The following is a 20,720-nucleotide window of genomic DNA, read 5'->3' as shown; positions in this document are numbered from 1 at the left end:
GCGGGTCAAATCCCGTTCAACGGCTCGATGCGGCTCGTTCAACGCGCTTCAGGTCCGCCGGCACGGCTCCTAGCGTGGATGACCGCTCCCCGGACGCCCGGGCCCCACCCTCGACGTCACCGCATGTCGCCCGTGACCGGAGCGAGCATCGCGTCGAGGGACGCGAGAGACCCACAGCATCGCCACGAAGGAATCACCACCCCCATGACGCTCCAGAACACCCACCGCGCCGCCGGCCGCGCGGTCACCCCGCTCACCGCCTCCCGCCGTGCGGCGCACGCGATCGGCGGCAGCGCCGTGCTCGGCACCGTCCTCGTCGGCACCGCCTTCGCCGGCGGCACCGCCGCGCTGGCCGACGACTCCGCGCTCGCGGGCTCCGACGAGGCCGCGGTCACCGCGACCTCCGCCCCCGCCCAGGCCTCCGGCTCCGACGAGTCCGCCGAGTCCGCCGAGCAGGCCTCCGACGCGGCGTCCACCGACACCCTCCGCCGGGGCGACTCGGGCCGGGCCGTGGAGGACCTCCAGGAGGCCCTCAACGCGCAGGGCGCCGACCTCCCCGAGACCGGCTTCTTCGGCTCCCTGACCCGCGACGCGGTCATCGACCTCCAGTCCGGGGCCGGCATCGCGACCGACGGCGTCGTGGGCGCCGACACCCGGGCCGCGCTCGACGGCGGCTCCGCCGATTCCGGTTCCGACTCCGACTCGGGCTCCACGAACGGCACCCCGGCCGGCGCGACCGCCGTGCCGTCGAGCTCCTCGGACTCGAGCGGGAGCGGCTCGACGATCGTCGACGCCGCCCGCTCCGCGATCGGCACCCCCTACTCCTGGGGCGGCTCCTCGCTCGGCGGCATGGACTGCTCCGGCCTCGTGAACTACGCGTACAGCGCCGCGGGCATCGACGTGCCCCGCACCGCCGGCCAGCTGGCCGACCAGGGCCGCAGCATCTCCCAGTCCGAGGCGCAGCCGGGCGACCTCGTCACCTGGCCCGGCCACGTCGCGATCTACGCGGGCGACGGCGAGATCATCGACGCCTCCGGCTCCAAGCAGCAGGTCGTCGAGCGCGAGATCTGGGGCAACCCCACCGGCTTCGTCACCTTCCGCTGATCCTTCCCCCGGCCCGGCTCCTCCGCCTGAGCCCTGGGCCCTCCATCGAGGCCCGGTCCCGCATCCTGCGGGGCCGGGCCTCGGCGTCTCCCGGGCGGCGACATCGGCCGTCCGGCGGGAGATCCCCCCCGTCGGTGCGACCATGTCGAGAACTCGCCCGCAGCTCCGACGTGTGGGTGCAGGACGGCGGAGGCGCACCGCGCCACCGCCGCGCACGAGAGCGGTCACCCCGACCGATCAGCCGAGCAGGCCACGAAGGAGCAGTCATGAAGTACGTCATCCTCATCCACTCGAACCCGCAGCCCTGGGGACACCCCACACCGGATTTCCTGCCCGAGCACCAGGCGCTCCCCCAGGAGGAGCGCGAGGCCGGGAGCAGGGCGTTCGAGGAAGGCCTCGCCGCGATCACCGAGCGCGGCGAGCTCGTCCACGCCGAGGCCCTCGCCGCACCGTCCAGCTCCCGCCTGCTGCGCTGGGAGGGCGATCGCAAGGTCGCCGTCGACGGTCCGTACGCCGAGGGCAAGGAGCACCTCGCCGGGTTCTTCCTCATCGACGTCGACACCGCCGAGCGGGCCGAGGAGATCGCCGGGATCTTCGGGGCACGGGGCGAGACGATCGAGCTCCGGCCCGTCATGAGCGGCGAGCCCGACGTCTCCTGAGCGGCCCGGCCCGGGCGGTCCCGAGTGGGAGGACGTGTGGCGCCGCGAGGCGCCGCACGTCCTCTCCACGCTGCTGCGCCGCTACGGGGACTTCACGACCTGCGAGGACGCCGTCCAGCTCGCGCTCATCGCGGCCGCCGAGCAGTGGCCCCGCGAGGGGACGCCGAGGAATCCCGCCGCCTGGCTGACGCGGGTCGCCTCGCGCCGCGCGGTGGACCTCCTCCGTGCCGACGCCGCCCGGCGCGACCGGGAGGAGCGGGCGGCGACGCGCGAGCCCGGGCGGGCGTCGGATCCGGCGGACCCCGTCGAGTCCGACGCGCCCGACGACACCCTCCTGCTGCTGATGCTCTGCGCGCACCCGGCGCTGACCACGGCCTCGCAGGTGGCGCTCATGCTGCGCGCCGTCGGCGGGCTCACCACGGCCCAGATCGCGCAGTGCTTCTTCGTCGAGGAGCGCACGATGGGGCAGCGCATCAGCCGCGCCAAGCGCACCCTGGCCGGTCAGGGGGCCCGGTTCGAGGCGCCGACCGCCGCGGACCTCCCCGCCCGTCTGCACGCGGTGCGCCATGCCGTCGCGGCCGTCTACGCCCAGGACCACGCCCTCACCGAGCGGGTGCGCGGCACGGATCCGCTGCTCGCCGCGGCGGCGCTGGACCTCGCCCGGAGGATCCACCGGCTCGCGCCCTCGGACCCGGAGAACGCGGGCCTGCTCGCCCTGCTCCTGCTCACCCATGCCCGCGCCCCGGCGCGCCTGGACGCCGCCGGGGAGATCGTCCCGCTCGCCGAGCAGGACCGGTCGCGCTGGAGCCCTCGGCTGATCGCCGAGGGGATCGCGCTGATCGAGCGGGCGCTGCCGGTGGGGCCCGTGGGGCCGTTCCAGCTGCAGGCCGCGATCGCCGCGGTCCACGCGGAGGCCCGCTCGATGGAGGACACCGACTGGGCGCAGATCCTCGTGCTCTACGGGATGCTCGACGCCGTGGAGCCGGCGCCGTCGGTCACGCTCGGGCTCGCCGTCGCGACCGCCGAGGTCGCGGGGCCGGAGGCCGGTCTCGAGATCCTCGACCGGCTCCCCGAGGGGAGCCACCGGCGTCAGGCCGTCACCGGGCATCTCCTGAGCCGGCTCGGCCGGGCCGACGAGGCCCGGGAGGCCTTCCTCCGCGCCGCCGAGGGCACGCGCAGCCTGCCCGAGCAGCGCTACCTGCACCGCCTCGCCGGCGCGATCCGGCCGGGGTGATCCCGCCGGGGTGCCCCCGCCTGCTCAGCCGTGCTGCGCGATCGCCATCTCGTAGTAGCGCAGGAGGTCGTCCGACGCCGCCTCCCAGGAGTACTTCTCCGCCTCGGCGCGGGCCGCGGCGCGGATCCGCGTGCGCAGCTCCCCGTCGCCGAGCCGCTCGAGGGCGGCGTCGAGGGAGGCCTCGTCGCCGGAGTCGAAGAGCAGCCCGTCCAGGCCGTCGGTCACCTGCTCGAGGGTGGGGCCGGAGCGGGCGGCGACCACCGGGAGCCCGGAGGCCATGCCCTCGAGGATGACGAGCCCCAGGGTCTCGGTGACGGAGGGGAACACGAAGGCGTCGGCGCTCGCGAAGGCGCTCGCGAGCTCCTCCCCCTCCATGAAGCCGGGGAAGACGGTCGAGGTGCCGCGGAAGAGCTGCTCGAGCTCCCCGCGGAACGGCCCGTCGCCCACGATCGCGAGGGACACGTCGTCGCGGCGGTCCATCATCGGCCGCAGCCGGTGGATCTCCTTCTCCGCGGCGAGGCGGCCCACGAACACCAGGAGCTTCTTCTCCGGGTGCCCCTGCGTGAGCCGCTCGCGCATCGCGTCGCTCGCGAAGGAGGGGTGGAAGGTGCGGGTGTCCACGCCCCGTCGGACCACGTGGAGGTTCTCGATGCCGTGCTCGGCGAGCTCGGCGCGCATCGTCTCCGAGGTCGCGATGTTGACGTCCGCGAGGGCGTGGTTGCGCCGGATCTGCCACCACACGGCGGGCTTGCCCCACCGCCACGCCCGGTACAGGTCCAGGTAGCGCGGGATGTGGGTGTGGTAGCTCGCGACCAGCGGGATCCGCTGGCGGTGCGCGGCGAAGGCCCCCGAGGAGGCGAGCAGGATCGGCTGGGCGGCGTGGACGACGTCCGGGTGGAAGCCCCGGATGATGCCGTCCACGGTGGGGCTCGGCAGGGTGAAGCGCCGATGCTTGTAGAACGGCAGCGTCACCGGCCGCACGCCCACCACCCGCGCCCCGTGGTGCTCGGTCACGCCGAGGTCCGGCGCGATGACCATGACCTCGTGACCGAGGTCCACGTAGCGCTCGACGGCGTGGCGCAGCCTCGTCACCACGCCGTCCACGGAGGGCAGGAAGGTCTCCGTGACGATCGCGATCCTCACCGGGTGGTCGTCACTTCCAGGTGACGGTGGGCATGACGAGCTCGCGCTTGACGCGCTCGGTGTTCTGCTGGGCGACCTTCAGGACCTCGGCGAGGTGCTCGTCGGTCAGCAGGTGCGGCTCCAGGCCCAGGTCCAGGAGATTCGTGTTGACCGCGTTGTAGTAGTGGTCGTACTTCTCCACGCGCGGGTTCTCGGTGTTCGCGATCTCCGCCTGCATCCCGAGGTCGCGGGCGACCTTCTGGACCTTCTGCGCGAGCTCGAGCACGGAGAACTGCTCGGTGAACTGGTTGTAGACGCGGAACTCGCCGCGGTCTGCGGGGTTCAGACAGGCCAGCTCGATGCAGCGCACCGTGTCCTGGATGTCGAGGTAGCCGCGGGTCTGCGAGCCGTTGCCGTAGACCGTGAGGTCGTGGCCGATCGCCGCCTGGATGATGAAGCGGTTCAGGGCGGTGCCGAACACGGCGTCGTAGTCGAACCGGTTCACGAGGCGCGGGTCGAGGCGGGTCTCGTCGGTCTCGAGGCCGTAGACGACGCCCTGGTTGAGGTCCGTCGCGCGGACGCCCCAGACCCGGCACGCGAACATGATGTTGTCGCTGTCGTGCACCTTCGTGAGGTGGTAGAACGAGCCGGGGGCCTTGGGGAACGGGAGGCGGTCCTTGCGGCCCTTGTGCTCGATCTCGATCCAGCCCTCCTCGATGTCGATGTTCGGCTGGCCGTACTCGCCCATCGTGCCGAGCTTGACGAGGTGGCAGTCCGGCGCGTGGTCCTTGATCGCCCACAGCACGTTGAGGGTGCCCTCGACGTTGTTGCGGTGGTTCTCGATCGCGTGCTCGCGGTCGATCATCGAGTAGGGGGCGCTGCGGTGCTCCGCGAAGTGCACGAAGGCCTCCGGCTGGAGGTCCTCGAACAGGTGCGAGACGGTCTCGTAGTCGGTGAGGTCGCCGATGACGACGGCGATGTCCTTCCCGGAGACCTCCTTCCAGACCTGCACGCGCTCCTCGAGGGGGAGGATGGGGGTCACGGAGTTCGAGCCGAGCTCCTCATCGATCTCGCGGCGCACCAGATTGTCGACGATCGTGACCTCGTGGCCCTTCTGCGAGAGGTAGAGGGCGGTGGGCCAGCCGCAGAATCCGTCTCCGCCGGCGACGACGATCTTCATGGTTCGATACCTCCGATAGGTCGGTTCCCGGCGTTCGCGGGACGCCCTCGGCCGGATCGAGGAGCAGAGCGTCCGCTCTTAACGTAATGCAGGGCGACAGGCCGTCAAAGACGGACTCCCGCCGTCATGAACAGCAGAGGAATGACCGATGACCCAGGACCGACGCCCCGATGTCACCGTCGTGCCGGCGCCCGCGCCGACCCCCGACCACGTCGGCCCCCTCCGCCCGCGGCCGCTGCCGTCCACGGATCGCCGGGTGCTCGTCATGGGCATCGTCAACCGCACCCCGGACTCCTTCTTCGACCAGGGCCGCACCGACTCCCTCGAGAAGGCGGTCGCGGCGGGCCTCGCGGCGGGCACGACGGGGGCGGACCTCGTGGACGTGGGCGGCGTGAAGTTCGCGCCCGGCGAGCCGGTCCCGGTGGCCGAGGAGATCGACCGCGTGGTCCCCGTCCTCGAGCGCCTGCGCCGCGAGCTGCCCCATGTGCTGCTCTCCGTGGACACCTTCCACGCCGACGTCGCGGAGGCCGCGATCGCCGTGGGCGCCGATCTCATCAACGACACGACGGGGCTCTCCGACCCGCGCCTGGCCGGCGTGGTGGCCCGCACGGACGCCTCCCTCGTCATCACCCACTCGCTCGCCGAGCCCCGCCGGTCGCACCCGCATCCTGTCTACGGGGACGTCGTCGCCGAGGTGCGGGAGTTCCTCGCGGTGCGCGTGGAGCAGGCCCTCGCGGCGGGCATCGCCCCGGGGCGGATCGTCGTGGACCCCGGCCCGGACCTCAACAAGTCCACCGTGCAGACCCTCGAGGTGCTGCGCGGCTGGGAGCGCTTCGCCGATCTCGGCCATCCCGTGCTCGCGGCGCTCTCGCGCAAGGACGTCATCGGGGAGTCGCTGGGCCTCCCGGCGGCCGAGCGCCTCGAGGGGTCGCTCGCCTCCGCCGCCTGGGTCATCGAGCGCGGCGCCCGGCTGCTGCGGGTGCACGACGTCGCCGCGACGGTGCGCCTGGTGCGGATGCTCGAGGTGATCCGGGGCTGGCGGGACCCGGAGGGCCCGCTCGTGCACAACGTGTGAGGCCGACGGCGGCGCCGGCGTCAGCGTCGGCGCCGGCGTCGGCGTCTGTGTCGGCGTCTGTGTCAGCGTCAGCACCGGTGCTCGGCGAGCACGGCGTCGGCCAGCCGCGGCATGACCTCGCGGTGGGCGTCGCAGAAGTCGTGCGAGGTGCCGACCACGAGCGCGAGGTCCGCGACGGGGTCCACCCAGAAGGCGGTGCCGCGCATGCCGAAGTGGCCGAAGGTCTCCGGGGAGTTCCCGCTCCCGGTCCAGTGCGGGGACTTGTGGCCGCGCACCTCGATGCCGAGGCCGAAGGGGTTCGGGTCCTGCTTGCCGAAGCCCGGCATGATGCCCACGAGCTCGGGCAGCTGGGGGGTGGTGAGCTCGCGCATCCACGGCGCCTCGAGCAGGGTGGGCCGCAGCAGCTCCCCCGCGAGCAGGGCGAGGTCCGTGAGCGCGCCGTGGGCGCCCACGGAGGCGGAGCCGGTCCAGTCGAGGCCGGTCATGCCGAGGGGGTCCGCGACCCGCTCCTGCACCCAGTCGCCGAAGTCGCGGCCGACGGCGCGCTCGACGTGGCGGGCCGCCTCGTCGATCCCGAAGTTCGAGTAGTGGCGGCGCAGCCCGGGCGCCTGCAGCGTCGAGTCCGACTCGTAGAAGTAGCCGGAGGCGTGCGCGAGCAGGTGGCGCAGGGTGGAGCCGGGCGGGCCGGCCGGGTCCTCGAGGTCCGCGCACCCCTCCTGGAGGGCGATCGCGCAGGCGGTGCCGGTGACGGTCTTGGTCACGGAGCGCCAGGGACGCACGAGGTCGAGGTCGCCGCGGGCGGCGCGCACCCCCTCCGGGCCGATGACGATCGCGGCGGCCTCGAAGCCGAAGCCGTCGAGGAGGTCGAGCGCGGTGCTCACGGGCCGCTCTCCCCGGGCAGGGCGTCCGCGAGCAGGGCGTCGGTCAGGCCGGGCCAGGCGGCGACGTGGGCGGGGCCGAAGGGCTCCGCGCCGAGGTAGGCGGCGGTGAGGCCCGCTACGGGGTCCACCCAGAGGAAGGATCCGGACTGGCCGAAGTGGCCGAAGGTCCGCTCGCTGCTGCGGGAGCCGGTCCAGTGCGGGTGCTTGCTCCCGCGGATCTCGAACCCGAGGCCCCAGTCGTTGGGGCGCTGGCGGCCGTAGCCGGGGAGGATGCCGTCGAGCCCGGGGAACTGCACGGTCGTCGCCTCCCGGTGGAGGTCCTCGGGCAGGAGCGTGGGGGCGAGCAGCTCGCGGCCCACGGCGAGCAGGTCGCGCACACTGCCCCGGTAGCCGGCGGCCGGGGAGCCGTCCACCTCGAGGTCGGTGAGGCCCAGCGGCGCGAGGACGGTCTGCTCGACCCAGTCGGGGAGGTCGTGACCGGTGGCGTCCTCGAGGACCGCGCCGAGCACCTCGAAGCCGGCGTTGGAGTAGATGCGGCGGGTGCCGGGCTCGGCGATCGCCTCGGCGCCCTCGAAGGGGAGGCCGGCGGTGTGGGCGAGGAGGTGGCGCACGGTCGCGCCGGCGGGGACGCCCTCGCGGTCCACGGCGTCCTCGAGGTCGATCAGCGCGCGGTCCACGGCGACGAGCGCGGCGAGCGCGGTGATCGGCTTGGAGACGCTCGCGAGGGGGCGGACCCGGGCGGGGTCGCCCTCCGTGCGCAGCACGGCGTCGGCGTCGCTCAGCCCGAGCTCGTGCGGGGCGGGCAGCGGCTCGGGGGGCGGGGGCGCGACGTTCTCCACCGGGCGATGATCGCACAGCGCCCGCCGGGACGAGGGGTGGCCGAATCGTGATCCGGGGCCGGCCGTGCCCCGCACCTGGGGGATTCTCGACTACTGACCAGAAACCTGCTAAGCGGGAACTCTTTACCCCTTGTTGACTCGAGTGCGGCTCGTGCATGATGTCCCAGAGGGCCGGAGATAACGGACGACCCAGGCAATACCGGCATCACAGGGGGAAGACCATCATGAACCGTCCGCTCATCCATCTCTCCGCGCGGCCGCTGCCGTCGGAGTCCGACCCGGCCCCGCCGGTCGACCAGCTCCCCGTCACGTCGCGGCGCGGGCTGATCCTGCTCGGCGTCGGCACCCTCGGCGCGGGCCTCACGCTCGGCACCGGCACGGCGCTCGCCGCCCCGGTGCTCAAGAAGGGCTCCCGCGGCTCCGCCGTCACCACGCTCCAGAAGAACCTGAGCGCCCTCGGCTACTGGTGCGGCACGGCGGACGGCAGCTTCGGCCACGTCACGGAGCAGGCCGTCTACGCCATCCAGAAGGTCGCCGGGCTCGGCAAGGACGGCGTCGTCGGCGCGAAGACCCAGGCCGCGATCGCCGCGAAGAAGAAGCCGAGGAGCGCCGTCACGAGCGGCTCCTCCTTCGACATCGACCTCAAGCGGCAGATCCTCATCTGCTACACCGGCGGCCGCGTGAAGTGGACCTTCAACACCTCCACCGGCAGCGGCGAGCGCTACTACTCGGGAGGCCGCTGGAAGACGGCGACGACGCCCAAGGGCAGCTTCCGCATGTACCGCCTCCACAGCGCCGGTTGGCAGACGGGCTCCCTGGGCCGGCTCTACCGCCCCGGCTACTACGACCGCGGCTGGGCCATCCACGGATCCACCTCGATCCCGCCCTACCCCGCCTCCCACGGCTGCGCCCGCATCTCGACCGCCGCCACGGATCTGCTGTGGCGGGAGAACTGGATCGTCAAGGACCGCCGCGTCCTCGTGCGCTGACCGCGCCACGACCGTCCCTCGCCCCGTCCCCGGCAGTCCGGGCCGAGGGACGCCCGGAGGAGCCCCGCCGCACGGCGTGGCTCCTCCTCCATGAGGCCCCTCCTTCACGAGGCCTGCACGATTCCCTCGCCGTCCTGCCGCGCGGCCCCCGCTCCGCGCCCCCACCTGCACGCTACGATCGGGGGGCGAACAGCCCCGCGCGGCACGGGCCGGCGGAGCACCGATGGCACGAGGACAGCGAGGGTTCACCGTGGGGATCTTGGACCGGATCGAGCGCGGGCTCGACCGCGGGGTGACGAGCGTGTTCTCCCCCGGGCGCGGACAGCTCAAGCCGCTGGACCTCGCCCAGGGTCTCAAGCGCGAGTGCGACGACCAGATCCAGGTCATGGACCGCGTGCGCACCCTCGCGCCGAACGCCTACACCGTCTACCTGCACAGCCAGGACTTCGAGCGCTTCTCCTCGTGGCAGGACACCCTCGTCGAGGAGCTCGTGCGCGTGCTCATGGAGCACGCCGAGAAGCAGCGCTACATGTTCGTCGGCCCCGTCCACGTCGACCTCGCGCAGGACGACGACGTGCGTCCCGGCCGGTTCGAGACCGAGTCCCGCACCGAGCGCGGCAGCGTCGCACCCGCCACGGCGGCCGGTCGCGCGGGCGCCGGCGGCCACCCGATCGTCGAGATCGACGGCCAGCAGTACCTGCTCACCGGTCCCGTGACCGTGATCGGCCGCGGCGGCGACGCCGACATCATCCTCGAGGACACCGGCGTGTCCCGGCACCACATCGAGCTGCGCACGGAGGCCGACGGCACGCTCGTCGTCACCGACCTCGGCTCGACCAACGGCACCCACGTGGACGGCGAGCGCATCCGCACGCCCGTGGTCCTGCACGACCGCTCGCTGGTCAAGATCGGACGCACCCGGCTCACCGTCCTGCTCCCGGCCGGTGCGCCGGAGAGCTGGTGAGCGACGCATGAGCGAACTGACCATCGTCGCCCTGCGGCTCGGCTTCGTGCTGGCCCTGTGGCTCTTCGTCATCGCGGTCGTCATCGTGCTGCGCGGGGACCTCTTCGGCACCACCGTCGTGACCCGCTCGAGCAAGGACCCGCGCCGTGAGCAGCGGCCCTCCGCCGCGGGCGCACCGCCCACCGCGGGCGGCGGCGCCGCGCGCACCGATCCCGCGGTGACCGCGACGACGCTCGTCGTGACCGCCGGCCCGCTGCGCGGGACGTCGCTGACCCTCGGCTCGACCCCGATCCTCATCGGCCGCGCGCCCGAGTGCACGCTCGTGCTCGACGACGACTACGCCTCCAACCGCCACGCGCGCGTGTTCCAGCGCGACGACGAATGGGTGGTCGAGGACCTCGGCTCGACCAACGGCACCCTCGTGTCCGGCCGCCGCATCGAGGGCTCGGTGCCGTTCCGGCCCGGCGCCCAGGTGCGCATCGGCCGCACCGAGATCGAACTGAGACGAGGCCCCCGATGACCATCGCCCTCCGCTATGCCGCACGCTCGGACGTGGGCCTGGTCCGCTCGAACAACCAGGACTCGGGATACGCCGGCAGCCACCTGCTCGTGGTCGCCGACGGCATGGGCGGCCACGCCGGCGGCGACGTCGCCTCCTCCGTCGCGATCGGCCACCTCGCCCGCCTCGACGCGGACACCCCCGCCTCGGACATCGTCGCGACCCTCGAGGAGTCCGTCCTCGAGGCGAACCAGGAGATCCTGCGCCGCGCCCGGGACGAGCCGCAGCTCGCCGGGCTCGGCACCACGATCACCGCGCTGCTGCGGCTCGAGGGCCGCTTCGCGCTCGCCCACATCGGCGACTCGCGCGCCTATCTGCTGCGCGAGGGCGAGACCACGCAGGTCACCAAGGACCACACCTTCGTCCAGCGTCTCCTCGACGAGGGCCGCCTCACCGAGGAGGAGGCCGAGCGCCACCCCCAGCGCTCCGTGCTCATGCGCGTGCTCGGCGACGTCGACGCCGATCCGGAGCTGGACCTCTCCCTGCGCCCCGCGCACGTGGGCGATCGCTGGATGCTGTGCTCCGACGGTCTCTCGGGGCTCGTCTCCCTCGACACGATCGACGCGACCCTGCAGGAGATCGAGGACCCGGGCGAGTGCGCGGACGCGCTGATCCAGCTCGCCCTCAAGGGCGGCGGCCCGGACAACATCACCTGCATCATCGCGGACGTCCTCGACCTCGACGACCTCCCCCGCGGCGAGGAGGCGCCCTCGACGACCCCGCAGATCGTGGGCTCCGCCGCGCGCACCCGGCACGCCCCGACGACCGCCTCCGGTCCGGCCGCGAAGGCCGCCGCGCTCACCCGGGACGAGCCCGAGTTCCCCTACGCCGACGAGGACTTCGCGGAGGACGAGCCCCCACGGCGCAGCCCGTGGCCCGTGCTCGTCGCCGTCGCCCTGCTCGTCGCACTGCTCGCCGGCGCCCTGTGGGCCGGGTACGCGTGGAGCCAGCGGCAGTACTACGTGGGCTCCGACGGCACGCACGTCGTCGTCTACCAGGGCCTCTCCCAGGACCTCGGCCCGATCTCGCTGTCCTCCGAGGTCGAGGTCACCGACGTCGCCATGGCGGACCTCCCCGAGGTGACCCGCCAGCAGGTCGAGGCGACGATCACCGCCGCGAACCGCGACGCCGCCGAGCAGATCGTGGGCCGCCTCGAGCAGTCCGCGATCACGGACATCCCGGTGGACCCGCAGGGCACCGGCTCGCCCTCCGACGGCAGCGACTCCGGCGAGGCCGGCTGACATGGCCACGATCGTCTCCTACACCGCACGGCCGCGGCGCATCACCCAGGCGCTGCTGCTGCTGGCCGCCGTCGCGATCGGCGTGACCGCCTACGCGCTCGTCTGGCTGGGCCGCTTCGACGAACTGCCCCCGGGCCTGGTCGAGCACGCCGTCGGCGCCCTCGTGGTCGCCGTCGTGCTGCAGGCCGTGGTCATGTGGCGCGCGCCGTACGCGGATCCGGTGATCCTGCCGCTCGTCGTGCTGCTGAACCTGCTGGGCATCGCGGTGATCGCGAGCGTGGACTCCGCGCGCATCCTCTACCAGGACCGCAGCAGCGCCGTCGCGGACCGTCAGATGCTCTGGGCGGGCCTCGGTGTGATCCTGTGCGCCGCGCTGCTCGTGGCCCTGCGGGACCATCGCTGGCTGCGCCGCTACACCTGGATCGCGGCCGTGACCGGTGCGGTGCTGCTGCTGACCCCGCTCGTCCCCGGGCTGGGCTCCTCGCGCTACGGCTCGAAGATCTGGATCTCGATCGCCGGCAACAGCTTCCAGCCCGCGGAGCTCGCGAAGATCTGCTTCGCGGTGTTCTTCGCCGGGTACCTCGTCTCGCGCCGCGACACGCTCGCGCTCGCGGGCCCCAAGGTGCTCGGGATCCGGCTCCCCCGCTGGGCGGACTTCGGTCCGATCCTCGTGGCCTGGGCCTTCGCCATGGCGGTCCTCGTGTTCGAGACGGACCTCGGCACCTCGATCATGTTCTTCGGCCTGTTCGTCGCGATGCTCTACGTCGCGACGGACCGCCTCTCCTGGCTCGTCATCGGCGCGGTCCTGTTCCTGCCGCCGGCGGTCATCGCCGCGACCCAGATGAGCCATGTGCGCACGCGCCTGACCTGCTGGCTGGACCCGCTCTCGAGCGAGAACTTCGACCGCTGCGGTCAGATCAACGCGGGCCTGTTCGGCCTCGCCAACGGCGGCATCACGGGCGCCGGCCTCGGCGAGGGGCGCCCGAACGTGGTGCCCTTCGCGGAGTCGGACTTCATCTTCTCCGCACTCGCGGAGGAGCTGGGCCTCGTGGGCGCCTTCGCCCTGCTGCTGCTCTACCTGCTGCTCGTCGAGCGCGCCTTCCGCGCCGCCGTCGGCATCTCCGACGGCTTCGGCACGCTGCTCGCCGCTGGCCTCGGCTTCGTCATCGCGCTGCAGGTGTTCGTCGTCATCGGCGGCGTCACCCGGGTCATCCCGCTCACGGGCCTGACCCTCCCCTTCCTCGCCGCGGGCGGCAGCTCGCTCGTGTGCAACTGGATCATCGCCGGGATCCTCGTGCGGCTCTCCGACGCCGCGCGCCGCCCGGCCGCGCGGCAGGTGCCGGGCGCCCCCTCCCCGGCCCCGGCCGGCGGCTCCCCCGCGGAGGCGATCGCATGAACCGTCCCCTGCGCCATCTCTGGCTCGTGGTCAGCGTGCTCTTCGTGCTGCTGTTCACCTCCACCACCTACTTCCAGGTGGTCGCCCAGGGCCGCCTGAACGCCGACGGCCGCAACGTCCGCACGATCTACAACGAGTTCGGCCGCCACCGCGGGCCGATCGTCGTGGACGGCACCGCGATCGCCTCCTCCGCGCGCTCCGACGACTCCTACGGCTACCTGCGCAGCTACGACCCGGGGGCGATGTATGCCCCGGTCACCGGCTACTACTCGGTGGTCTACGGCTTCTCGGGCCTCGAGCGGGCCCTGAACGACACCCTCTCCGGGGACGCGGACGCCCTGTTCTACCAGCGCATCTCCGACATCCTCTCCGGCAAGCAGGGGCAGGGCGCGACGGTCGAGCTCACGATCGACGCGAAGGCCCAGGAGGCCGCCTACGACGCCCTCGACGGGAAGAAGGGCGCGGCGGTCGCGCTGGACCCGGAGACGGGCGCCGTGCTCGCCATGGTCTCCGCCCCCAGCTACGACCCCGACGACCTCGCCTCGCACAGCACGAAGGACGTGCAGGCGGCCTGGTCGGAGCTCAACGACGACCCCGACCGCCCGCTCACCAACCGGGCGATCGCGGGCGACCTCTACCCGCCGGGCTCCTCCTTCAAGCTCGTCACGGCCGCGGCGGCGCTCGAGTCCGGCGGCTACACGCCGGAGACGCAGATCCCCGGCCCGGGCACCTACACGCTCCCGCAGTCCAGCTCCGTGATGAACAACCACGCGGGCGGCGGCACCGAGGCCTGCGGGCCGGACGACTCCTCGACGCTGCAGGCGGCGCTCGAGCAGTCGTGCAACACCTCCTTCGCCCTGCTGGGCCAGGAGGTCGGCGAGGACCAGCTGCGCACCACGGCCGAGGAGTTCGGCTTCGGGCAGAAGCTCTCGATCCCGCTCTCGGTGACCCCCTCGACGATCGGGGATGACCTCGACGCCTCGCAGCTCGCGACGACGTCGATCGGCCAGTACGAGGACCGCGTGACGCCGCTGCAGATGGCCATGGTGGCCTCCGCGATGGCGAACGACGGCGCGGTCATGCAGCCGCAGCTCGTGCAGAAGGTCAGCACCTCGGACCTCTCCACGATCTCCGAGCTCACGCCCAAGGAGCTGGGCCGGCCGCTGAGCGCCTCGAACGCCGCGCTCATGCGGCAGATGATGGAGGGCGTGGTGAGCGAGGGCACGGGCACCGCCGCCCAGATCGACGGCGCCGAGGTGGGCGGCAAGACCGGCACCGCCGAGTGGGGCGACGGCCGCACCGCCCACTCGTGGTTCGTGGGATACGCGCAGCAGGACGACAGGAAGGTCGCGGTGGCCGTGGTGGTCGAGGAGGGCGGCTACGGCTCGCGGACCGCCGCGCCGATCGCCCGTGACGTGATGGAGGCGGTGATCCAGCCATGAGGACCGAAGCGGGACTGGTGCTCGAGGGACGGTACGAGCTGAGGAGCCTGATCGCCACCGGCGGCATGGGCCAGGTGTGGCGGGGTGTGGACACCGAGCTCGACCGCGAGGTCGCGATCAAGGTGCTGCGCGAGGAGTACGCCTTCGACGAGGGCTTCCTCAAGCGCTTCCGCGCGGAGGCGCGGCACACCGCCGCGCTCTCGCACGACGCGATCGCCGCGCTGTACGACTACGGCGAGCTCGAGGGCCGCGCGTACATCGTCATGGAGCTCTGCCCCGGCCGGCCGCTCTCCGAGATCATCGAGGAGAACCCCGGCGGGCTCCCCGAGCGGCGGATCATCCCCGTGCTCATCGACCTCGCCCGGGCGCTCGACGCCGCCCACTCCAAGGGCGTGGTGCACCGTGACGTGAAGCCCGAGAACGTGCTCGTGGACGAGAAGAACGACTGGTCCATGAAGATCACGGACTTCGGCATCGCCCGCAGCTCCGATCAGGCGCGGCTGACGAAGACGGGCCTGGTCATGGGCACCGCCCAGTACCTCTCCCCGGAGCAGGCGATGGGCAAGCAGGCCACCTCGCTCTCCGACATCTACGCGCTCGGCATCGTCGCCTACGAGATGCTCGTGGGGCATCGCCCCTTCACCGGCTCGAGCCAGGTGGAGATCGCGATGGCCCAGGTGAAGAAGCAGCCGCCGGAGCTCCCCTCGGGGATCCACCCGGACCTGCGCCGCCTGGTGATGATGTGCCTCGCGAAGGCCCCCGCGAACCGTCCCCGCTCGGCGGCGGCCGTCGCCCGGATCCTCGAGGCGATCCAGCGCGGCGAGGAGCCCCGCTTCACGACCGGCGCGATCCCGGTGACCCATGTCGAGGACCACGATTGGACGGGCGAGAACCCGACCGGCTCCGCGGCGCGCGGTCGCGGCGGCTCGGCCGCCTCGGCCACCTCGCCCGCGGGCTCCCCGGGGACGGGCCCGCACGCGACGGGGCCCACCCGCACCGCCGCGATGCCGCTGCCGCTCTCGGGCCGCGGCCGCGGGATCCGCCACCGCTCGGGCGCCTCGGGGCCATCGGCGCTGTCCGCCTCCTCGGCGAGCTCGGCGCCGGCCATGCGCTCCGCGGCCTCGCCCTCGCCGGCGGCTCCGGCGGCAGGGGCCGGCCGGTCGGGGGCGGGAGCCGCCGCCGGTCCGGACCAGGCGGGTCGGCGCGAGCGCACCGACCGCACGGAGCGCACGAGCCGCGGCTCGGTCACGGGCCGCAAGGTCATGGGCATGTCCCTGCCGGGCTTCGTGCTGCTGCTCATCCTGCTCGTCGTGGTGCTGGCCGCGGTCGCGGGCGGCATGGGCTGGCTGCCGGTCCCCGCCGCGGGGGCGGCGCAGGGCGCCGCAGTGGGCCTGCTCGCACCGGGCCTGAACAGGCCGGGGGCGGAGCGCCCACGCACTACGATGGGACGATCGGCCCGCAGCGGCCACGGCACGAGGACGGGTGTGGAGTGAGCGGAGAGAGTCTGGTTCTGGGGGGCCGTTACTCCCTCGGGCGGATCCTCGGCCAGGGGGGCATGGCGGAGGTCTTCCTGGCGGAGGACAAGCGCCTGCACCGCACCGTCGCGGTGAAGGTGCTGCGCTCGGACCTCGCGCGCGACGACTCCTTCCAGGAGCGCTTCCGCCGCGAGGCGCAGAGTGCCGCCGCACTGAACCATCCCTCGATCGTCGCCGTGTACGACACCGGCGAGGAGCACCACACCACGGTCACGGGCGCCGAGGTGACGATCCCGTACATCGTCATGGAGTACGTGCGCGGCACCACGCTGCGCGAGCACATCGATCCCGAGCACCCCATGGACCCGCACCGCGCGGGCGAGATCATGGCGGCGCTGCTGAGCGCGCTGGAGTACTCGCACCGCTCGGGGATCGTGCACCGCGACATCAAGCCCGGCAACGTCATGATCACCGACGCGGGCACCGTGAAGGTGATGGACTTCGGCATCGCCCGCGCCGTCGCGGACGCCACGAGCGCGATGACCGCGACCCAGGCCGTCATGGGCACCGCCCAGTACCTCTCCCCCGAGCAGGCGCGCGGCCAGCTGGTCGACGCCCGCTCGGACATCTACTCCGCCTCGTGCGTCTTCTACGAGATGCTCACGGGCCGCCCGCCCTTCACGGGGGACACGCCCGTCTCGATCGCCTACCAGCACGTGCGCGAGCACCCGGTGGCGCCCTCGGCGATCAACCCGAGCATCACCCCGGCGCTGGACGCCGTGATCCTCACGGGCCTGACGAAGGACCGCGAGCAGCGCTACCCGAGCGCGGTCGCGCTCTCGCGGGACATCGCCGCGGCCGTCGCCGGTCGTGAGCCGAAGCTCGTGGACGGCGCCGTCCCGGTGGGCGCGGCGACCGGGCCCGGGGACGACACTCCGGCGACCACGGTCCTCGGGCCCGTCGGCGACGAGACCGAGGCGCTGCCCGCGGTGACCTCGGCGCAGTCCGCGGTCCCCGCGGGGGCCGCGCTGGCCGGCGCGGGGGAGGCGGGAGCCGCGACCGGTCCGGCGACGGGCCAGGTGGCGCCCCGCTCGGCGGACGAGGTCCAGGAGGACGAGCGCCGCAAGCCGTGGTGGCTGATCGCGCTCGTCGTCCTCGCCGTCCTCGCGGTGCTCGGCGTGCTGCTGTGGTTCTGGCAGCCGTGGGCGCAGCAGGCCTCCGCCACGGTCGCCGTGCCGACCCTCCAGGGGCAGACCCAAGACGAGGCGGCGCAGAGCCTGGAGGACGCGGGCCTGAAGGGGAAGTACACCCAGGAGGCCTCCGCCGACGTCGACGAGGACACCGTCATCTCCTCGGACCCGGGCGCGGGGCAGGAGGTCGCGAAGGGCTCCACGGTGAACGTCGTGGTCTCCTCCGGCCCCGCCCCCGTGGACGTCCCGGACCTCACGGGGAAGTCGAGCGACGACGCGCGCGCGGCCCTCGAGGAGGTCGGGCTGACGATGACCGTCGCGGGCGAGGAGGACGCCGTGAAGGCGGAGGCCGGCACGGTCACCCGCTCGAGCCCGCAGGCGGGCTCCTCCGCGACGCCCGGCGACGAGATCCAGGTGTGGGTCGCGACCGGCAGCTACACGGTGCCGAGCGTCGAGGGCCTCACCGAGGAGGAGGCGACCAAGCGCCTCGAGGACATCGGCTTCCAGGTCGAGACGACCGAGGCGGAGTCCTCGGACGCGACGGCCGGCACGGTCACCGACCAGACCCCGCCCAAGGACTCCTCGGCGAAGATCGGTGCGACGATCCAGCTGACGATCGCCACGGCCCCCGGGCCGGTCGCGGTCCCGAACGTCACGGGCCGCTCCTACGAGGACGCCAAGACGATCCTCGAGAACGCCGGCTTCGGCGTGGAGCGCGGGGACACGGAGTCCTCCGACTCGATCGACGAGGGCAGCGTGATCCGCACGGATCCGCAGGCCGACGACAAGGTCGACGCGGGCTCGACGATCACGGTGATCGTCTCGACGGGCCCGGAGGCGACGCCGACGCCGACCCCCACCACGGAGGAGCCGACGACCGAGGCCCCCACGACGGAGGCCCCGACCACGGAGGAGCCGACGACGGAGGACCCGACGACCACCGAGGCGCCCACCACGACGTCGAACGGCAACGGGAACAACGGCAACGGCAACGGCAACGGCAACGGGAACGGGAACAACGGCAATGGCAACGGCTGAGCCCGGTCACGGCGCACGCGTGCTGGTGATCGACAACTACGACAGCTTCGTCTTCACGATCGTCGGCTACCTCGAGCAGATGGGCGCCGTGTGCACCGTGGTGCGCAACGACGCCGTCCCGGAGACGGCCGACGGCGCCGTGGACCTCACCGGCTTCGACGGCGTGCTCGTCTCCCCCGGTCCCGGGAACCCCGGCACCGCGGGCCGCTCCCTCGACGTGATCGGCCGCTGCGCCGAGCAGGAGGTCCCGATGCTCGGGGTGTGCCTGGGCCATCAGGCGCTCGGCGAGCACTTCGGCGGGACGGTCGCGCACGCGGAGCAGCTCATGCACGGGCGCACGAGCGTCATCGAGCACGAGGGCCGCGGCGTGTTCGCCGGGGAGCCGAGCCCGCTGACGGTGACCCGCTACCACTCGCTGACGGTGCTGCCGGAGTCGGTGCCGGAGGTCCTCGAGGTCACCGCCCGCACCGCGGACGGCGTCGTCATGGGCCTCTCGCACCGGGAGCTGCCGCTGCACGGTGTGCAGTTCCACCCGGAGTCCGTGCTCACCGAGGGTGGGCACCTCATGCTCGCGCGCTTCCTGGAGATGTGCGACGGGATCGACGCGGAGGAGCGCTCGCGGGGTCTCGCCCCGCTGCTCGCCTCCTCCTGAGCGCCTCGCGGCAGGGCCCGGCCCCGTGCCTCAGGGCGTCGTTGTCGCGGCGTCGAGGGAGAGCGAGCCGTCGTAGGCCGGCAGCGTCGTCGTGTCCAGCGTCTCGATCTTCTCGCCGAGCCCCACGTAGTCCACCCATTCCCGGTACACGCTCACGCCGGGATCGGCGTCGAGGGCGGCGAGCATGCGGTCCGTCGGCCCGATCACGGTGATGACGAACGGCGGGGAGTAGACCCGGCCCTCGAGCAGGAGCGTGTTGCCCGCGCAGCGGAAGGCGCTGCCGCCCACCACGCGCTGGTCCATGAGCATCATCGACTCGGCGCCGCCGGCCCAGAGGGCGTTGATGAAGGACTCCATGTCCTGCTGGTGGACGACGAGGTCGTCGGGCTCGACGCCGTCCATCGAGCCGAGCACGCCCGTCGGCGCATCGGTGAGGGTGATCCGCAGGGCGGGACCGGAGACCTCGCTGAGGCCCACCTCGTCGGTGAGCACCTGCGTGCGGGCCTCGGTCTCGGCGTCCGCGCCCTGCGCGGTGAGGCCGTCGATCGCCTCGCGCTTGGTGCGCGCCTCGTCGCCCAGGCGGGAGATCTCCACGTCCCGCTCGCGGAGCACGGAGGCGACGTCCCCGGAGTCGTCGCGCAGGGAGTCGCCACCGGCGAGGCGCGCAGTGGTCACGAACAGCACGCCGCACAGCGCCATGACGACGGCCACGCCGATCCGGCCGCCGAAGGGGCGCCGCGGGGCGTCCGGGTCCGGTGCGGGGGTGCTCTCCTCGCTCGCCATGTCGCCTCCTCTCGTCGCGCCCTCCAGGCACGCCCATTACCCTAGGTCACGGCTCGCACCCGCCGAGCCCGCGCGGCACGCCCGCACGACCCCGATCCGAGGAGCAGCGCCCGATGGCGAGGAGCACGAGGAAGCAGTCCGCCCGCGCGACGGCGAAGGCGAGGACCGCCGCCCCGGCACCCGAGGAGCAGGACGCCCTCGTGGCGGACACCGCGGACGCTGCCGAGGACGCCGCCGACGGCGGCGCCGAGGACGCGGGCGACGCGTCGGGCACGACCTCCCCTGCGTCCGGCACCGCCTCCACCGCCGCCTCCGCCAAGGATCCCGTGCGCCGCGGCCGCCGTCGTGCGACGGTCGCCGAGGACGCCGCCGGCTCCGACGACACCGTCGACACTGCTGCCGACGCCGCCGATGACGCGGACACCGACGAGGTGGACGACCTCGCCGAGACGGACGAGGACGCGGAGAAGGACGCCGCGACGGGGAAGGGCGCGAAGGCCGCGCGAGCGAAGAAGGGCAAGGGCGCGAAGAAGGCCAAGGACCGCGCCCCCGTCCCCGAGGTGCCCGAGGAGGCGAAGGACGCCACGCGCTCCTCCTCGCCCCGCCGCAGCGCCGCCGCGGAGACCGCCCGCACGAACCGGCGCCGCGTCGCCGCCGTGGCCCCGAACCCGGTGTGGCTCGCGCCGACGGCGGTCGTCCTGCTGATCCTGGGACTGCTCTACCTGGTGGTCTACTACCTGTCCTCGGCGACGCTGCCCCTGCCGATCGGCGACTGGAACCTCGCCGTGGGCTTCGGCGTGATGCTCACCGGCGGCGGCATGCTCATGTTCTGGAAGTGATCCCGGGAGCCCGAGGAGTGGACACCTGTCCATGATGGGGAGTTCTCCCCAGGGCGAA

General features: G+C 73.2%; 19 protein-coding genes. 14 read left to right on the top strand and 5 right to left on the bottom strand.

Features of this window, described 5'->3' with window-relative positions; genetic code table 11:
- Positions 1 to 204 precede the first annotated feature (204 nt).
- The 3 genes from C1N80_RS05305 to C1N80_RS05295 all read left to right on the top strand — a co-directional run bounded on the left by C1N80_RS05305 (position 205) and on the right by C1N80_RS05295 (position 2,997).
- Positions 205 to 1,104, top strand: a complete 900-nt coding sequence (locus tag C1N80_RS05305) for a C40 family peptidase (protein ID WP_137769828.1) — start codon at positions 205 to 207, stop codon at positions 1,102 to 1,104.
- 266 nt (positions 1,105 to 1,370) lie between these two features.
- Positions 1,371 to 1,763 carry a YciI family protein gene (locus tag C1N80_RS05300; protein ID WP_137769827.1) on the top strand — a complete coding sequence of 131 codons (393 nt, stop codon included), beginning with the start codon at positions 1,371 to 1,373 and terminating at the stop codon, positions 1,761 to 1,763.
- A 34-nt stretch (positions 1,764 to 1,797) separates the two neighbouring features.
- On the top strand, positions 1,798 to 2,997 hold the full coding sequence (locus C1N80_RS05295; RefSeq protein WP_137769826.1) for an RNA polymerase sigma factor: 1,200 nt from the start codon (positions 1,798 to 1,800) through the stop codon (positions 2,995 to 2,997).
- Between the two features lie 24 nt (positions 2,998 to 3,021).
- Here the strand turns inward: C1N80_RS05295 and C1N80_RS05290 are convergent, their stop codons facing one another.
- Positions 3,022 to 4,140: a glycosyltransferase family 1 protein gene (locus tag C1N80_RS05290; protein ID WP_137769825.1), complete on the bottom strand. Its 1,119-nt coding sequence runs from the start codon at positions 4,138 to 4,140 to the stop codon at positions 3,022 to 3,024.
- A gap of 10 nt (positions 4,141 to 4,150) precedes the next feature.
- Positions 4,151 to 5,299 carry an NAD-dependent epimerase/dehydratase family protein gene (locus C1N80_RS05285; RefSeq protein WP_137769824.1) on the bottom strand — a complete coding sequence of 383 codons (1,149 nt, stop codon included), beginning with the start codon at positions 5,297 to 5,299 and terminating at the stop codon, positions 4,151 to 4,153.
- Positions 5,300 to 5,447: 148 nt separating this feature from the next.
- Between C1N80_RS05285 and folP the strand changes: the two genes are divergently transcribed.
- Complete coding sequence (folP, locus tag C1N80_RS05280; RefSeq protein WP_137769823.1) at positions 5,448 to 6,374, top strand: dihydropteroate synthase; 927 nt, start codon at positions 5,448 to 5,450, stop codon at positions 6,372 to 6,374.
- Positions 6,375 to 6,442: 68 nt separating this feature from the next.
- Here the strand turns inward: folP and C1N80_RS05275 are convergent, their stop codons facing one another.
- Both C1N80_RS05275 and C1N80_RS05270 read right to left on the bottom strand, forming a co-directional pair.
- Positions 6,443 to 7,255 carry a serine hydrolase gene (locus C1N80_RS05275; RefSeq protein ID WP_137769822.1) on the bottom strand — a complete coding sequence of 271 codons (813 nt, stop codon included), beginning with the start codon at positions 7,253 to 7,255 and terminating at the stop codon, positions 6,443 to 6,445.
- A complete protein-coding gene (locus C1N80_RS05270; protein ID WP_137769821.1) occupies positions 7,252 to 8,094 on the bottom strand; it encodes a serine hydrolase in 843 nt (280 codons plus the stop codon). Before C1N80_RS05270 ends, C1N80_RS05275 begins: the two co-directional genes overlap by 4 nt.
- A 224-nt stretch (positions 8,095 to 8,318) precedes the next feature.
- Between C1N80_RS05270 and C1N80_RS05265 the strand changes: the two genes are divergently transcribed.
- The 9 genes from C1N80_RS05265 to C1N80_RS05225 all read left to right on the top strand — a co-directional run bounded on the left by C1N80_RS05265 (position 8,319) and on the right by C1N80_RS05225 (position 19,040).
- Positions 8,319 to 9,083 (top strand): L,D-transpeptidase family protein, encoded by a 765-nt coding sequence (locus tag C1N80_RS05265; RefSeq protein ID WP_137769820.1) that lies wholly within the window; start codon positions 8,319 to 8,321, stop codon positions 9,081 to 9,083.
- 250 nt (positions 9,084 to 9,333) lie between these two features.
- On the top strand, positions 9,334 to 10,047 hold the full coding sequence (locus C1N80_RS05260) for a DUF3662 and FHA domain-containing protein (RefSeq protein ID WP_137769819.1): 714 nt from the start codon (positions 9,334 to 9,336) through the stop codon (positions 10,045 to 10,047).
- Positions 10,048 to 10,054: 7 nt separating this feature from the next.
- The gene (locus C1N80_RS05255; protein WP_137769818.1) at positions 10,055 to 10,567 is read left to right on the top strand and encodes an FHA domain-containing protein; all 513 of its coding nucleotides are present in this window, start codon (positions 10,055 to 10,057) and stop codon (positions 10,565 to 10,567) included.
- Complete coding sequence (locus C1N80_RS05250; protein WP_137769817.1) at positions 10,564 to 11,847, top strand: PP2C family serine/threonine-protein phosphatase; 1,284 nt, start codon at positions 10,564 to 10,566, stop codon at positions 11,845 to 11,847. Before C1N80_RS05255 ends, C1N80_RS05250 begins: the two co-directional genes overlap by 4 nt.
- A 1-nt stretch (position 11,848) precedes the next feature.
- Positions 11,849 to 13,243, top strand: a complete 1,395-nt coding sequence (locus C1N80_RS05245) for an FtsW/RodA/SpoVE family cell cycle protein (RefSeq protein ID WP_137769816.1) — start codon at positions 11,849 to 11,851, stop codon at positions 13,241 to 13,243.
- Positions 13,240 to 14,685, top strand: a complete 1,446-nt coding sequence (locus tag C1N80_RS05240) for a penicillin-binding protein 2 (RefSeq protein WP_137769815.1) — start codon at positions 13,240 to 13,242, stop codon at positions 14,683 to 14,685. The genes C1N80_RS05245 and C1N80_RS05240 overlap by 4 nt, the downstream gene beginning before the upstream one ends.
- Positions 14,682 to 16,178, top strand: a complete 1,497-nt coding sequence (locus C1N80_RS05235; protein WP_137769814.1) for a serine/threonine-protein kinase — start codon at positions 14,682 to 14,684, stop codon at positions 16,176 to 16,178. Before C1N80_RS05240 ends, C1N80_RS05235 begins: the two co-directional genes overlap by 4 nt.
- 62 nt (positions 16,179 to 16,240) lie before the next feature.
- A complete protein-coding gene (gene pknB, locus C1N80_RS05230; protein WP_240811242.1) occupies positions 16,241 to 18,388 on the top strand; it encodes a Stk1 family PASTA domain-containing Ser/Thr kinase in 2,148 nt (715 codons plus the stop codon).
- Positions 18,375 to 19,040, top strand: a complete 666-nt coding sequence (locus tag C1N80_RS05225; RefSeq protein ID WP_137769812.1) for an aminodeoxychorismate/anthranilate synthase component II — start codon at positions 18,375 to 18,377, stop codon at positions 19,038 to 19,040. The genes pknB and C1N80_RS05225 overlap by 14 nt, the downstream gene beginning before the upstream one ends.
- 30 nt (positions 19,041 to 19,070) lie before the next feature.
- Here C1N80_RS05225 and C1N80_RS05220 read toward each other — a convergent pair whose 3' ends face one another.
- The gene (locus C1N80_RS05220; RefSeq protein ID WP_137769811.1) at positions 19,071 to 19,823 is read right to left on the bottom strand and encodes a DUF881 domain-containing protein; all 753 of its coding nucleotides are present in this window, start codon (positions 19,821 to 19,823) and stop codon (positions 19,071 to 19,073) included.
- Between the two features lie 113 nt (positions 19,824 to 19,936).
- On the opposite strand from C1N80_RS05220, the gene C1N80_RS05215 reads away from it, so the two are divergent.
- Positions 19,937 to 20,662 carry a cell division protein CrgA gene (locus C1N80_RS05215; protein ID WP_137769810.1) on the top strand — a complete coding sequence of 242 codons (726 nt, stop codon included), beginning with the start codon at positions 19,937 to 19,939 and terminating at the stop codon, positions 20,660 to 20,662.
- Positions 20,663 to 20,720 lie beyond the last annotated feature (58 nt).

Source organism: Brachybacterium sp. SGAir0954, from assembly GCF_005490785.1.
In the GTDB taxonomy this organism is placed as follows: Bacteria; Actinomycetota; Actinomycetes; order Actinomycetales; family Dermabacteraceae; genus Brachybacterium; species Brachybacterium rhamnosum.
This window is presented reverse-complemented; position numbering and strand designations above follow the sequence as displayed.